At 63.1% G+C, this 14607-nt stretch carries 13 protein-coding genes; 9 read left to right on the top strand and 4 right to left on the bottom strand.

Annotated elements, in window-relative coordinates; genetic code table 11:
- Position 1 precedes the first annotated feature (1 nt).
- On the top strand, positions 2–1102 hold the full coding sequence (gene aroC, locus BUE21_RS04440) for a chorismate synthase (RefSeq protein WP_073355107.1): 1101 nt from the start codon (positions 2–4) through the stop codon (positions 1100–1102).
- Positions 1103–1125: 23 nt separating this feature from the next.
- Here aroC and BUE21_RS04435 read toward each other — a convergent pair whose 3' ends face one another.
- Positions 1126–1566, bottom strand: coding sequence for a DUF1841 family protein (locus tag BUE21_RS04435; protein ID WP_073355104.1), 441 nt, complete (start codon positions 1564–1566; stop codon positions 1126–1128).
- Positions 1567–1809: 243 nt separating this feature from the next.
- Between BUE21_RS04435 and BUE21_RS04430 the strand changes: the two genes are divergently transcribed.
- Together BUE21_RS04430 and BUE21_RS04425 are read left to right on the top strand one after the other, a co-directional pair.
- The gene (locus tag BUE21_RS04430) at positions 1810–2481 is read left to right on the top strand and encodes a LysE family translocator (protein WP_073355153.1); all 672 of its coding nucleotides are present in this window, start codon (positions 1810–1812) and stop codon (positions 2479–2481) included.
- Positions 2482–2488: 7 nt separating this feature from the next.
- Complete coding sequence (locus BUE21_RS04425; protein ID WP_073355101.1) at positions 2489–3652, top strand: tyrosine-type recombinase/integrase; 1164 nt, start codon at positions 2489–2491, stop codon at positions 3650–3652.
- Positions 3653–3723: 71 nt separating this feature from the next.
- On the opposite strand, the gene phbB is transcribed toward BUE21_RS04425, so the two are convergent.
- The 3 genes from phbB to pgeF form a co-directional block, all read right to left on the bottom strand.
- Positions 3724–4464: an acetoacetyl-CoA reductase gene (gene phbB, locus BUE21_RS04420; RefSeq protein ID WP_073355098.1), complete on the bottom strand. Its 741-nt coding sequence runs from the start codon at positions 4462–4464 to the stop codon at positions 3724–3726.
- Positions 4465–4707: 243 nt separating this feature from the next.
- On the bottom strand, positions 4708–6480 hold the full coding sequence (locus tag BUE21_RS04415) for a PHA/PHB synthase family protein (protein ID WP_073355096.1): 1773 nt from the start codon (positions 6478–6480) through the stop codon (positions 4708–4710).
- A gap of 179 nt (positions 6481–6659) precedes the next feature.
- Positions 6660–7508: a peptidoglycan editing factor PgeF gene (pgeF, locus tag BUE21_RS04410; protein WP_073355093.1), complete on the bottom strand. Its 849-nt coding sequence runs from the start codon at positions 7506–7508 to the stop codon at positions 6660–6662.
- A gap of 127 nt (positions 7509–7635) precedes the next feature.
- Between pgeF and BUE21_RS04405 the strand changes: the two genes are divergently transcribed.
- From BUE21_RS04405 to BUE21_RS04380, 6 genes are all read left to right on the top strand, one after another.
- The gene (locus BUE21_RS04405; RefSeq protein ID WP_073355090.1) at positions 7636–8334 is read left to right on the top strand and encodes a fumarylacetoacetate hydrolase family protein; all 699 of its coding nucleotides are present in this window, start codon (positions 7636–7638) and stop codon (positions 8332–8334) included.
- A 32-nt stretch (positions 8335–8366) separates the two neighbouring features.
- A complete protein-coding gene (locus BUE21_RS04400) occupies positions 8367–8915 on the top strand; it encodes an NUDIX hydrolase (protein WP_073355087.1) in 549 nt (182 codons plus the stop codon).
- 59 nt (positions 8916–8974) lie between these two features.
- Positions 8975–9235 (top strand): phosphopantetheine-binding protein, encoded by a 261-nt coding sequence (locus BUE21_RS04395; RefSeq protein WP_073355086.1) that lies wholly within the window; start codon positions 8975–8977, stop codon positions 9233–9235.
- 289 nt (positions 9236–9524) lie between these two features.
- Positions 9525–13463, top strand: coding sequence for a non-ribosomal peptide synthetase (locus BUE21_RS04390; RefSeq protein WP_073355084.1), 3939 nt, complete (start codon positions 9525–9527; stop codon positions 13461–13463).
- A gap of 271 nt (positions 13464–13734) precedes the next feature.
- Positions 13735–14325, top strand: a complete 591-nt coding sequence (locus BUE21_RS04385) for an RICIN domain-containing protein (RefSeq protein WP_073355082.1) — start codon at positions 13735–13737, stop codon at positions 14323–14325.
- A 10-nt stretch (positions 14326–14335) separates the two neighbouring features.
- Complete coding sequence (locus tag BUE21_RS04380; RefSeq protein WP_073355079.1) at positions 14336–14596, top strand: hypothetical protein; 261 nt, start codon at positions 14336–14338, stop codon at positions 14594–14596.
- The last annotated feature ends 11 nt before the right edge of the window (positions 14597–14607 follow it).

Genomic DNA, 14607 nt, shown 5'->3' with positions numbered 1-14607 from the left:
CATGAGCGCAAGTACCCTTGGAACCCTTTTTCGCGTCACCAACTTCGGTGAATCCCACGGCCCGGCCATCGGCTGCGTCATCGACGGCTGCCCGCCCGGCATGGAACTGAACGAGGCCGACATCCAGCAGGAACTGGATCGCCGCCGCCCCGGCACCAGCCGCTTCGTCACCCAGCGGCGCGAACCTGATGCCGTGGAAATCCTCTCCGGCATCTACGAAGGCAAGACCACCGGCACCCCCATTGCGCTGCTCATCCGCAACACCGACCAGCGCAGCAAGGACTACGGCGAAATCACCCGCCAGTTCCGCCCCGGCCACGCCGACTACGCCTACTGGCACAAATACGGCATCCGCGACCCACGCGGTGGTGGCCGCTCCTCGGCCCGCCTGACCGCGCCCACCGTCGCTGCCGGGGCCGTTGCCAAGAAATGGCTCACCGAGAAATACGGCACCGTGTTCCGGGGCTTCATGACCCAGCTTGGCTCCATCGACATCCCGTTCCAGTCCATCGACTACATCGGCCAGAACCCCTTTTTCGCGCCGGTGGAAAACACCAACGAACTGGAAGAATACATGGATGCCCTGCGCCGCAGCGGCAACTCCTGCGGCGCGGTCATCCGCATCATTGCCACCGGCGTACCCGTCGGACTGGGCGAACCGATGTACGACAAGCTTGATGCCGACATCGCCCACGTCATGATGGGGCTGAACGCCGTCAAGGGCGTGGAAATCGGTGCGGGCTTTGCCAGTGCCCGCCAGCTCGGCTCGGAGCATGGCGACTCGCTGACCCCCCAGGGCTTCACCAGCAACAATGCGGGCGGTATTGCCGGTGGCATCAGCACCGGCCAGAACATCGACGTGCGCATTGCCATCAAGCCCACCAGCTCCATCACCACGCCACGCCAGTCCATCGACGTGGACGGCCAGCCCGTCGATGTCGTCACCAAGGGCCGCCACGACCCCTGCGTGGGCATCCGCGCCGCCCCGATTGCCGAAGCCCTGCTGGCCCTGGTCGTCATGGACCACGCCCTGCGCCACCGCGCCCAGAACGGCGACGTGCAACCCCACCGCTTCGCCCCAATCGCTGCCAAGGCATACTGACAAGGCAGTCTTTTGCGAAGTTCTCAGCCCCGCCGCGTAGCCTTGCGCTGCACACAGGCCACATAGGCATTGCCATCGGGCGGTTGCTGGTTCTGCTGGCTGTCCCACAGCATGGCTTGCAGGCAGTCCATCACGGCATGGTGGGCTTCATGCAATGAATCCAGACGTGCAGCCAGCAATTCCACGGCTTGCCGAATGCCACGCGGCTGGTCGATACTGCATTGCTCGCTGATGGACAGGTGCATGGACAGGTGCAGAAAAGGGTTGCTGCGCCCATCCACACTGGCATCGTACTGCCGCGCTACCGCCGCCTCGACATCGGCCAGATCGGCATGGTATTCGGGATGCTCCTCGATCCAGAGACTGGCCAGTGTCTCGATGGCTTCCATCGGTTCGCCCGCACGGGACTTGGCATAGACGGCACAGAAGAATCGACGGACATCTTCCTGGGAGGGATTGAACATGGCGGTGGATGGCTGAAGGAAAGTCTGCAAAATCCGCCTTGCGCTGCATACCACAAGCGTCTTGCAGACCTTCCTGAAACAAAAAAATGCCCGCTGGCAGGCGTACACTCTCGCCGACCGAATGGGCAAGCACGAAAATAAAGGGCTTCAAGCATAACAGCAGTCGCAATCGACACGTCTTGCTTGCCACGGAATTTTTTGCCGCAACGCATCCATACCCCCATCCACAGGCAGATCGAAAAAATGGACTTCAAGTTATGGCTGGCCTTCTTCCTGGCCAGTTGGGCCATCGCACTTTCCCCCGGCTCCAGTGCCGTGCTCTCCATGAGCCATGGCCTGCAATACGGCGTACGCAAGACCAGTGTCACCATTCTGGGCTTGCAATGCGGCCTGTGGCTGCTGTTCGTGATTGCCGGTGCCGGCGTCGGCTCGATTCTGGTGGCTTCTGAAACCGCCTTCATGGCCATCAAGCTGCTGGGTGCAGGCTACCTGATTTTCCTGGGCCTGCGACAGTTCTTCAGCCCGACCTCGGCACCTTCCGCCCTCGCAACCGCCGCAGAAATCCAGGCCAATCCCAGTGCACACCCGCAGGCACAGGCATGGCGCAGCCGGTTCATCAGCGGCTTTGTCACCAATGCCACCAACCCCAAGGGCATTCTGTTCATGGTGGCGGTATTGCCGCCGTTCATCCACCCTGAACAAGGCAATGTCTGGCTGCAATTGCTGATTCTGGGCACTACGCTGTCGCTGGTGGATGGCACTGTGATGCACGGCTATGCCGCCAGTGGCAAGCTGCTGCGCAACTGGCTGCGCACAGCACGGGCACAACTGTGGCAGAACCGCATTTTCGGTGGTCTGCTGATGGCCATCGGTGTCGGCCTGCTGGCTGTCAAGCGCAGCACCAGCACGGCGTGAACGTGAAATGGCCATGCCTGCAAACGATCTGACCTTGCCAAGGCAGGCCCTGCCAGAATCGTTTTTTTCCCCGGCACTGGACGGAAGCCAAGGCTCCAACCGTGCCAGCGGAGGTTTCCGGCAGATTGCCGCCAACACCGATGTGGAAGCCATTCGGCTGTGGCTGGCCGAATACGCCGATTCCCCGCACACCCTGCGCAGCTACCGCAAGGAAGCCGTGCGCCTGCTGCTGTGGGCCAACCACAGTCTGGGCAAGCCTTTTTCCAGCCTCACCCGCGAAGACCTGCTGGCCTACGAAGCATTTCTGGCACAACCACATGGCGACTGGATCAACCCGCTGCTGCCCCGCACCGGAGCAGACCGCCGCCTGTTCGACGGCCCGCTCTCGCCACGCAGCATTGGCCAGGCCATGGGGATTCTGTCCGGCCTGTTCGGCTATCTGGTGGCAGCCGGTTATCTGCGTGGCAATCCACTGGCTCTGCGCCGCCGCAAGTCCAGCCGCAACGCCACTGACAAAGTGGGTGTGGAACGCTACCTGGAGCAGGAGCTATGGCAGGCTGTGCTGGATTTCATCGACAACCTGCCGCGCGAAACCACCCGCGAGTGCCAACATTACGAACGCCTGCGCTGGCTGTTCCGGCTGCTGTATGGTGCATCCCTGCGGGTGTCGGAAGCCGCCGATGCCCAAACCAGCGACCTGCTCCAACGCCGGGGCAACTGGTGGCTGCGGGTTCAGGGTAAAGGGGGGCGGGTGGGCGATGTGCCCGTGAGTGCCCAGCTCATGGCCGACTGGGTACGCTATCGGCAGTTTTATGGCCTGCCCACGGTGCCCAATCGACTGGATTCATCGCCACTGGTGCTGTCGATCACCGGCAATCCAGACCGCACCCTGACTCCAGCCGTCATCTACCTGCTGGTGAAAAAGGTGTTTCTGGACTTGGCGGGCACGCTGGAGGCCAGCAACCCGGTGGCAGCGGCCAAACTGCGCAGTGCCTCCACCCACTGGCTGCGGCACACATCGGCCACGCACCAGGCCGATGCGGGCAACGACATTCGCTTCATCCAGCGCAATCTGCGCCATGTCTCCATCGAAACCACAGCCATTTACCTGCATGTGGACGACGATGCACGCCATGCCAGCACCACAGGCGATGCCATCCAGAAGCCATGACGGCAACCCGAATAAAAAACGCCAGCGTCCCAAGGAGGCTGGCGTTTTTCAGGAAATGACCGATACCGGAATCAGTGCATGTGCAGGCCACCATTCACCGAGAAATCGGCTCCGGTGGAGTAGCCGCCTTCTTCCGAAGCCAGCCAGGCAATGATGGAGGCGATCTCGCTGGGGCTGCCGAGGCGTTTGACCGGAATGGTCGCCACGATCTTTTCCAGTACATCCTCGCGGATGGCCTTGACCATATCGGTGCCAATGTAACCGGGGCTGACCGTGTTCACCGTCACGCCCTTGTTGGCCAACTCCTGCGCCAGAGCCATCGTGAAGCCGTGCATCCCGGCCTTGGCAGCCGAATAGTTGGTCTGCCCTGCCTGGCCTTTCGCGCCATTGACCGAGCTGATATTGACAATGCGGCCCCAGCCCTTGCCCACCATGTCCGCGACCACCTGCTTGGTGACGTTGAACATGGAGTTCAGGTTGGTTTCAATGACGGCACGCCAGTCTTCCGGCGACATCTTGACAAACATCTTGTCGCGGGTAATGCCGGCATTGTTCACCAGCACGTCGATGGAACCGTGTTCCGCCTTGACTTTCTCGAAAGCCTCGGTCGTGGAATCCCAATCGGCCACATTGCCGACGGAAGCATGAAACGTGAAGCCCAGGGCTTTCTGTTCGTCCAGCCAGCTCTGGAAGTCCCGCTGGGGGCCGCACCCGGCAATGACCGTGAAGCCTTCCTGGTGCAAGCGTTGGCAGATAGAGGTGCCAATGCCCCCCATTCCTCCCGTGACGTAAGCTACTTTTTGATTGCTCATGGAATTGTCTCCTTTTCAAGTTTTGTTTAGGGAAGGTCTGCAAAACTCTTGCGGTAAGCCCGCACCCGCCAAGGGGATGCAGGCGGCGCAACGGGTTTTGCAGACCTTCCTTAGTGGCCTCTAGGCCGGTTTGCAAGGCGGGGAGCCTTGCCTCATCGTCGATTGCTGTTACCTTCTTTCCTGAAACAATCCTCAGCGAAATGGGCGAGACGGAATCTAACCCATCGGTATGTCACCGTTGTGTCACGCGCGCTGTTTGACGTAGCGGCCTGGAGCGGGTTCGATCACCGCATACTTACCCGCCTTGCCAGGTTTCTTGGGGGCATCGACCAGCTCGCCAGACTCGGCCTTGAGCCAGTCCGACCAGTCCGGCCACCAGCTTCCCGGCACCGAGGTCGCGGCTTCGATCCATTCATTCACATCCTGCGGGAAAGCGTCGGCCTTGCCCACCCAGTAGTTGCGCTTCTTGCGTGCCGGTGGGTTGATGACCCCGGCAATATGCCCGGACGCACCCATGACAAAGCGTTTCTTGCCCTGGAACACCTGGGTACTGGCGTAGGAGCCGGTGATCGGAACAATGTGGTCTTCACGCGAGCCGTAGATGTACATCGAGGCCTGAATCTTGTTGAAGTCCACCTTCTGTCCGGCAATGGTGAGCTTGCCGGGCTTGATGAGGTTGTTCTCCAGATAGGTGTTGCGCAGATACCAAGCGTAGAACGGGCCAGGCAGGTTGGTGCCGTCGCTGTTCCAGTACAGCAGGTCGAATGGCGGTGGGGTTTCGCCCTTGAGGTAGTTGCCCACCACATAGTTCCAGACCAGTTCGTTGGGGCGCAGGAAGCTGAAGGTGGTGGCCAGATCCTGACCAGGCAACAGGCCCTTCTTGCCCATTTGCAGTTCGCGGAAGCGCACCATGTTCTCGTCGATGAAGATATCGAGAATACCTGTATCGCTGAAATCGACCAGCGTGGTCAGCAGCGTGGCACTGTCCACCGGGAACTTGTTGCGCGCGGCCAGCACGGCCAGTGCGGTCGAAAGAATGGTGCCACCCACGCAGAAGCCCAGTGCATTGATGGTCGGCGCGCCGGTGATGTCCTGCACAGCCTCGATGGCACGGATAGCGGCATTCTGGATGTAGTCGTCCCAGGTCGCTTCGGACAGCGACTGGTCGGCATTGCGCCAACTGACGATGAAGGTGCGGAAACCCTGTGCGACGGCATATTCGACGAAGGAATTACCGGGTTGCAAATCCAGAATGTAGTATTTGTTGATGCAGGGCGGTACCAGCAGCAAGGGCTTTTCGTGCACCTTGTCGGTGGTGGGCGTGTATTCGATCAGTTGGAAAAACTCGTTTTCGAACACCACCGAACCGTGGGTGATGGCAATATTGCGCCCCACCTCGAACTGGGTTTCGTCGGTCATGGAAATGTGACCACGGCGCACGTCCTGCAGAATGTTTTGCAGGCTGCGGGCAATGCTCTCGCCCTTGGACTGGATGGCCTGAAGCTGGGCTTCGGGGTTGGAAGCCATGAAGTTGGCTGGAGCTGCCGCCGCCAGCCATTGTTCTACGGCGAATTCCAGGCGGGCGCGGGTCTTGGCATCGGTTTCCACCAGAGCCACCATCTTGCGCAGGGTTTCGGTATTGATCTGGTAGAGCGCGACCGTCTGCGCCGAAAATTTGTTCTGGCTCCAGACTTCACCGGCAAACCGCCGGTCGCCCTTGAACAGGCTCTTGAGGTCTTCGACCTCCTTGCGCGAAAGATCCGTCACCTGTGTCAGGTATTCCTGTTGCAGGGCCTGCAATTTTTCGGGGGGAATCTGAATGCTGGGCAACGCGGTATTGCCTGCGCCCTGAAGCTGGCCCTTGACGGCCTCGGCAAAGGCTTCAAACGGGTTGGATGTGGCCTGCGTGAATCCCGATGCGGCAGTGACGGGATTTTGCTGGATGAACTGGTTCCATTGCTGCCAGGCGGCTTGCTGAAACTGCTGCCAGTCGGGCGTTGTGGATTTGAATGCCATGGTGTTGCGTCTCCTTCTCTGAATCAATCCATGTCTTGGTTGCCACCGCTGCTGGCACGTCTGTTGCACATGGGCTGCATCCAGCCTCAGTACCGCAGTGCGATGTTTATGCTGTCTTTATACACGAAATGTCCAGGCGAAAAAGGCAAAGGCAAGGGCTAATCCATCTATCTCTTGGTTTACCCAGCCAATGCTGGAGAAGCAGGGGAATCTTCCAGCCAGATGCAGGCGGCCATGCGTCCGCTGCCGCCTTTTTGCACTGCATCCCGGCGATGCGAGAAGTACCATTGCGGGTTGCTGTGGGTACACCACGAGGGGCTGCCATCATTGCCATGAATGTGCCGCAGTCCCATTGCGTGCAGCCGCTGCCGTGCCAGTCCGGGCAAATCGGCCAGCCATTTGCCGCTCTGGCCGACAATGGGCTGAAAACATGCGGGCGCATCGGCAAAGGCCTGATGCACGGCCTCGCCCACCTCGAATGCCTGCGGCCCGATGCACGGCCCCAGCCAGACCAGCGTATCCGCTGCCAGGGCAGTCTGCTCGCCTGCGCCAGCAGGTTTCAGTGTCGATGCTGCCTGTTGCCACGCTGCCCAGGTACTTTCCAAAACACCCTGCCCCTGCACACCCGCCAATCCACGCCAGCCTGCATGGGCAGCGGCCACCAGCGGCAGGCGACGGTGCGCCAGCAGCACCGGCAGGCAGTCGGCCACCATGATGGTGCAGACCACACCCGGCGCAGTGGCCAGCGCAGCATCGGCAACGGTGGCATCGGGGGTATCTGCCCGTAGATGCACCACGGCATCACCATGCACCTGCTGCAAGAACACGGCCCGCCCCGCTCCCGGCGACAGCTTCTGCACCTGCATGTGCAGGCGATGGCGATTGGCCTGCACGGCTTGGGCCATGTCACCCACATGGTCGCCCAGGTTCAGCGAATCGAACGGTGGCTGGCTGACCCCGCCACCACGCAGCGTGAACAGGCTTTTGACAAATGAAGGGGCGGGCCATTCGGGCAGAAGATGGTGCATGGGGCGATGAAAAAAACAAATGAAGGATGACAGGAATGCGGAATATGAACATGGCCGCAGCGTCAGGGCGATCCATGTATAGTAGGGCGTTTTGCCCGTTCATTGACCCGATTTGCCTTTCACTGCCATGCCTTCCTACCTGTTTCCCCCTGCCGCCCCCGCCGCCATCGGTATTCACTCCAGCGAGCAACTGTTTCCGGTGCATCGCATCTACTGCGTGGGGCAGAACTACGCCAAACATGCGCAGGAAATGGGCTCCAGTGGCCGCGAAGCCCCGTTCTTCTTCATGAAGCCAGCCGACAGCATCGTGTTCGTGCCGGAAGGCAGCACCGGCCAGATCGTCTACCCCAGCCTGACGCAAGACCTGCACCATGAAGTGGAACTGGTGATTGCCATCGGCCAGGGCGGCCAGCACATTGCGCCCGAGCAGGCACAGGAGCATGTCTTTGGCTACGCCGTAGGGCTGGACATGACACGCCGCGACATTCAGGCCAGCCTGAAGAAAGCAGGCCGTCCCTGGTCGCTGGCCAAGGGCTTCGACCAGAGTGCCCCGATCGGCCCCATCCTGCCCAGGCAAGCCGTGCCCGGCATCGAAAACGCCTCGGTGCGCCTGCTGGTCAATGGCTCGGAAAAACAACAGGGCAGCACCGAGGAGCTGATCTGGAAGCTGGCCGAGGTGATCGCGCACATCTCGAATGGCTGGACGCTCCAGCCCGGCGACCTGATCTTCACCGGCACACCCGCCGGAGTAGGCCCGGTGGTGGCAGGCGATGTCATGCAGGCACAGATCGACGGCCTGCCCGAACTGCGCGTGCAGGTGCAGTAACATCCCTTTCAATCACAGCCCCGCTCCTGACCATGCAGCCCCGCCACACCATCAACTACTGCCGCGTCTGCGGCCATGCCGTGGAGCATCGCGTTCCCGACGATGGCGACTCCCGCATCCGCGCCGTCTGCCCTGCCTGCCACAGCATCCAGTATCTCAACCCGCTGAACGTGGTAGGCACCATCCCTGTCTGGGAGGGCAAGGTGCTGCTGTGCAAGCGCAATATCGAACCGCGCATGGGCAAGTGGACGCTGCCAGCCGGTTTCATGGAGCTGGACGAGACCACCACCCAGGGCGCGGCGCGTGAAACCGACGAAGAAGCGGGTGTGCAGATCGACATGGGGGCCTTGTTCTCCATCATCAGCCTGCCACGGGTGGGGCAGGTGCATCTGTTCTATCGGGCCGACATGCGCAGCCCGGACATGCACCCCGGCCCCGAAACCCAGGAAGCCCGCCTGTTTGCCGAGGCCGACATCCCCTGGTCGGAGCTTGCATTCCGCACCACACAAATCACGCTGGAGCGGTTTTTCAGCGACCGCCAGCACGGGCACTATGGCCTGCACGACCTCAGTATTGAATGAAAGTTATTCCTGTTGTTCTGGCACAATAGGCGGCTTTCATTTCTTGCAGTGCCCTGCCCATGACCATCTCCCCCGCCTCGCCCCTCACGCTGGAACAAATGCGTGCCGACATTGCCCGCATGGTGCATGAACAACCCGAAGACATCGCCCTGGACGACAACCTGATGGATCTCGGGCTGGACTCCATGCGCGTGCTCAACCTGCTGGTGCGCTGGAACGAGAGCGGCATCGGACTGGACTTTTCGGAAATCGCCGAACACACCACGCTGCAAGGCTGGTGGTCTGTCGTAGAACAGCGTCTGGCGCAGATGCAGGCATAAGAACGCGTTCACGATTTCAGGGCGATGCCGTACCAGTGGCATCGTCATTCCGGGCCTGACCCGGAATCCAGTGACGACATACCCAAAGAACACCTTGCTTTTCCATCGGATACGTTGTGCTACTGGATTCCCGCTTTCGCGGGAATGACGGGTGCTTTTCTTGACTGAACCGCATGGCACTGAGACCGTAAACTTGTTCTAAACAGACCGCCTCTCGCCACAAAGCCGCGCACCGCACGCCAGTGCGCTCGTCCATTCCGGCTCCCGCTTCTTTGCCCTCTTGCACGCCATGCCCCCAGCAGCCCCCGTCTCCCAGCCTCGCCCCGTTTTCTGGCCCCTGACCGAAGCCCAGTCCGGCCTGTGGTACGCGCAGCAGCTCGACCCACAGAACCCCAGCTTCAACACCGGCCACGCGCTGTGGTTGCAAGGGCCGCTGCATCAGGCCGCCTTCGAGCAGGCCGCCAACCAGGCTGCCGAAGAAGCGCAATCGCTGGGCCTGCACTTCCGCGACACCGCCAGCGGTGTGGCGCAGCGGCTGGAGCCAGGCTTTGTGCCACGGCTGGAAGTCATCGACCTGCGCCACCTGGCCGACCCGGTACAGGCCGCACAGACCGCCATGCAGGCCGACATGCAAACGCCGCTGAATCCCACCCGCGACGCGCTGGCGCGCCAATGCCTGTACCTGCTGGCAGAAAACCACGCCGTCTGGTACCAGCGTGCCCACCACCTCTGTGCCGACGGCTACGGCATGGCCCTGTGGGAAAGCCGCGTGGCCGCCCTGTACGCCCAGGCCCTGCCCTCGCCCGATGGCGAAACGGCCCCATCCGCCACGCCTGCCGCAGCCTTGGGCGCACTGGATGCCGTGATGCAGGAAGACGCGGCTTACCGCGCCAGCGACAAACGCCGCAAGGATGCCGCCTACTGGCAGGAACTCTTCCAGACCCCCACCGAAGTGGCCGGAATGGCCCAGCAGCAAAGCGGCAAGGCCAGCAGCGCGCACACCTGCCACCACCTGCGCCAGCCACTGCCTGCCGCCTGGCGCGAAGCCCTGCTGGCCTTTGCCGCGCGGGTGGACATTCCCTGGCCGGACGTGCTCACCGCCATCACCGCCCTCTACTGCCAGCGCGTGGCGGGTGTGGAAGAAACCATCGTGGGCGTGCCCTACATGGGGCGGCTGGGCAGTGCCAGTGCCCGTGTGCCTGCAATGGTGATGAACGTGCTGCCCCTGCGCGTGGCCGCCCCGGCCGGGCAAGCCCTCACGGAGCATCTGCACAACATGGCCCGCGCCCAGACCCGCGCGCGCCGCCACGGGCGTTACCGCAGCGAGCAGTTGCGCCGCGACCTGGGCTTGCTGGGCGGCAACCGCCGTCTGTATGGCGCGCTCATCAACGTGCAACCCTTCTACCAGCCCATCCACCTGCCCGGCCTGCAAGCACGGCTGGAAATCCTCGGCACCGGCCCCATCGACGACATCACCATCGGCTTTCGCGGCAATGCCACCGACGCGCTGGAACTGGAAATCGAGGCCAACCCGAACCTCTACGACCGGCCCACCGTACAGGCGCATTTGCAGCGCATCGAAGCCTTCGTGGCCGCAGCCCTGAACGCCCACACCGTGGACGACATCCCGCTGGCCACCACCGCCGAAGCCCAACGCTACCTGTTCGATGTCAATGCCACCGCCCACCCCGTGCCGCATACCACGCTGGTGGCGTTGATCGAAGCGCAAATGCGCTACACCCCCGATGCCCCCGCGCTGGAATTCGATGGTCAGGTGCTCAGCTACGCCGAACTGGAGCAGCGCAGCCGCGCACTGGCGCACGCCCTGCAACAGCGCGGCGTGGGCCATGACACCCTGGTGGCCGTCGCGCTGCCGCGCTCGCTGGAGCTGGTGATCGCCCTGCTCGCCGTCATCCGCGCCGGAGGAGCCTACCTGCCGCTGGACTTGCAGAACCCGCCCGAACGGCTGGCGCGGGTGGTGCAACTGGCACAGCCCCTGTGCGCACTCATCCACGGCCATGACGGCCATCTGCTGCCCGCGCACCTGCCGCAACTAGCCCCTGCCGACTGGCCCACGCAACCGGCCAGCACCGCCAGCCTGCCCGGTGCGCCCGCCCCCCACCATCTCGCCTACGTCATCTACACATCCGGCTCCACCGGCGAACCCAAGGGCGTGATGATCGAGCACCAGTCCATCGTGAACCGGCTGGAGTGGATGCGTCAGCACTATGGCTTCGATGCCAGCGACCGCATCTTGCAAAAAACCCCGGCCACCTTCGATGTCTCGGTGTGGGAGTTCTTCCTGCCCTTCCTGAGCGGCTGCACCCTCGTGGTCGCCTCGCCCGACGCGCACCGCGACCCGGCCTGGCTGGCCCGCATCATCCGCCAGCAGCGCATCAGCACCTGCCATTTCGTGCCCTCCATGCTCGCGGCATTTCTGGCCGAACCCTCTGCACGCGGCATTCGCATGCAGCGTATCTTCACCAGCGGCGAAGAACTGCCCGCCGACCTGCGCGACCGTCTGCACACCACCCTGCACAGCGAACTGCACAACCTCTACGGCCCCACCGAAGCCGCCGTCGATGTCAGCTACTGGCCCGCCAGTGCCAGCGACCATTCGCGCCCCGTGCCCATTGGCCTGCCGGTCTGGAACACCCGCCTGTATGTGCTCGATGCGCAACTGCGCGCCCTGCCCCCCGGCGTGGCGGGCGACCTCTACCTGGGCGGCGTACAACTGGCACGCGGCTACCTGGGCCGCGATGACCTCACCCGTGCCGCCTTCCTGCCCGACCCGCACCTGCCGGGCGAGCGCATCTACAAGACCGGCGACATCGCCCGCTGGCGACCCGATGGCGCGGTGGAGTACATCGGCCGCAGCGACCACCAGGTGAAACTGCGCGGCCTGCGCATCGAACTGGGCGAAATCGAAGCCGCCATGCAGGGCAGCGGCATGATCGAGCGCGGCGGCGTCATCGTGCGCGAAGACCGCGCGGGCGACAGGAAACTCGTGGCCTATGTGCAGCCGGGCCAGGGCTACGATGCCCACGCCCTGCGCCAGCACATTGCCAGCCATGTGCCCGATTACATGGTCCCCAGTGCCATCGTCGAACTGAACGACTGGCCCGTCACCAGCAATGGCAAACTCGACCGCCGTGCCCTGCCCGCCCCCCGGTTCGATGCCGTGGCGGGCCGCCCGCTGCACACTGCCACCGAGCGCACACTCGCAACCCTGTTCGCCGAACTGCTGCAACAGCCCGTGAACCGCATCGATGCCGACAGCGACTTCTTCAGCCTCGGCGGCGACTCCCTTTCCGCCGTGCAACTGCTGCTGCGCATCCAGGAAGAATGGCAGCGCAATCCCGGCCTGGGCAGCCTGTTCGCCCACCCGGCCATCGGCGCACTGGCAGCCCTCATCGACGACGAAAAAGTCAGCTTCGACAGCGGCCTCGCCCCCGTCATCCAACTCGCCAGTGCCGATGCCAGCCAGGCCCCGCTGTTCGTCATCCACCCGGCGGGCGGCATCTGCTGGGGCTACCGCCATCTGGCGCGGGCACTGGCCCTGTCGCCGCAAGGCGCGCGCAGCGTCTATGGCCTGCAATCGCCCGCCCTTGACCCCGCCAATGCCCTGCCCGACAGCATCGACGCACTGGCGCGCCAGTACGCACAGCGCGTGCGGGACATCCAGCCCGATGGCCCCGTGCACCTGCTCGGCTGGTCGGTCGGCGGCATCATTGCCCAGGCCATGGCCGTCGAACTGGCCCACACCGGCCACCGCGTCGGCCTCGTCGCCATGCTCGACTCCTACCCCGCCGAAGTCTGGCGGGCCGAGCCAGAACCCACACCCATCCAGGCCCTGCGCGCCCTGCTGGCCATTGCAGGCTACGACCCCGAAGGCCATCCGGAACTGGACACGCAAGAGAAAGTCATCGCCTTCCTGCGCACGGGCGACACCGCACTGGGCCACCTGCCCGATGCCGCACTGACTGGCGTGGTGCGCGTCGTCACCGACACCAACCGCCTCATCCGCCAGCACCACCACCGCCACTACCCCGGCACACTCACGCACATTCGCGCAGGCAAGGACCACGCCAGCAAGCCCCATCTACAGGCCAGCCTGTGGCAAGGCCATGCCGACAGCCTGACCCCGCTGGAAGTGCCATTCCTGCACTCGCAACTGACGGGCGCAGAAGCCAGCACCCTGCTGGCACAGCAACTGGTGTTCCCATAGAACCCCGCCATGGCAGGCTCCTGACTGTTTATTAGGCAGGTCAATCCGCCCACTGGGCAAGCTCTTGCAGAAAACAGGCTTGCCCACAAGCTTATCCACACATATTGTGGATAACCCTGACTTGAATGGCATGGCAGCTTGCGAAACCGACACGAATGGATCGTTCCTGCGCTCCCGCGCAGGAACGATCCATGACACAGCGGGGGCAATTCACCAAGCGCGTACAGTAGGCGTATATTCGGAACTCCCGCCACCGCCTGCCCCATCTGCCATGCCCCTGCTCCATCTTGCCTGCCGCCTGACCACCCTGGGTCTGCTGGCCCTGGCCAATGCCTCTGCCTCTGCCCTAGCCGAACCCGCCACTGCCGACGACACCACCGCCCCCGGACATTTGCGGCTGGTGAACGACCTGGATCGTCCCCAGGACGGCTACTGCCTGGACATTCTCGGCTCGGGCAGGCACATCCGGTTCGACATGCCATTGAGTGCACACAACTGCAAGCCCGGCCTGTATGCCGACGAAGCCGTGGTGTTCGAGTCCAATGGCCGCATCCGCTTTCCCGCCTACAACGTCTGCGCCACCGCAGCAGGCATCAACCGGCGCGCCCTGCCCGGTGCCGCACTCATGCCGCGCGGCTGTGGCGAACGCTCCCCGTTCCTGGAAGCCGAAACGCTGCAACGCTTTGTGCACCGCACCGATGGCCGCATCGAACTGGCAGGCTCCGGGCTGTGCCTGACCGTCAGCACCGCATCCGACTCCACATTTGAAGCCACCCACCGCTGGCGCGCGCTGTTCCTGCAAACGTGCGACACCGCGCCCCTGTCCCACTCGCAATGGCGTTTCACCGTGCCATCGCCCTGAAAACCGCCCCATGCTGAAAACGCTGATTCTGCTGCTGGTGGTGCTCACTCCCCTGCTGGCCCTGTTTGCACCAGGTTTTTTCAAGCGCGCCCTTGGGCCTGCCGTGTGGCTGGCCTGTGGCGTGTTCTTTCTCAAGTTTCGGATGCTGTTCTTTGCCTTTCCACCGCATGGCTCTGCCATCGACATGGTCGCCCCGGTGCTGGCATGGGTCATCCTGCTGGCGGGCCTGTGCGCGGGCTACATCCTGTTCAAGGCCGGGCGCAGAATCTGAAGCCCGCTTCG

It is taken from the genome of Lampropedia hyalina DSM 16112, from assembly GCF_900129055.1.
In the GTDB taxonomy this organism is placed as follows: domain Bacteria; phylum Pseudomonadota; class Gammaproteobacteria; order Burkholderiales; family Burkholderiaceae_C; genus Lampropedia; species Lampropedia hyalina.
The sequence above is the reverse complement of the archived record's forward strand: the minus strand, read 5'-3'. Positions and strand labels throughout refer to the sequence as shown.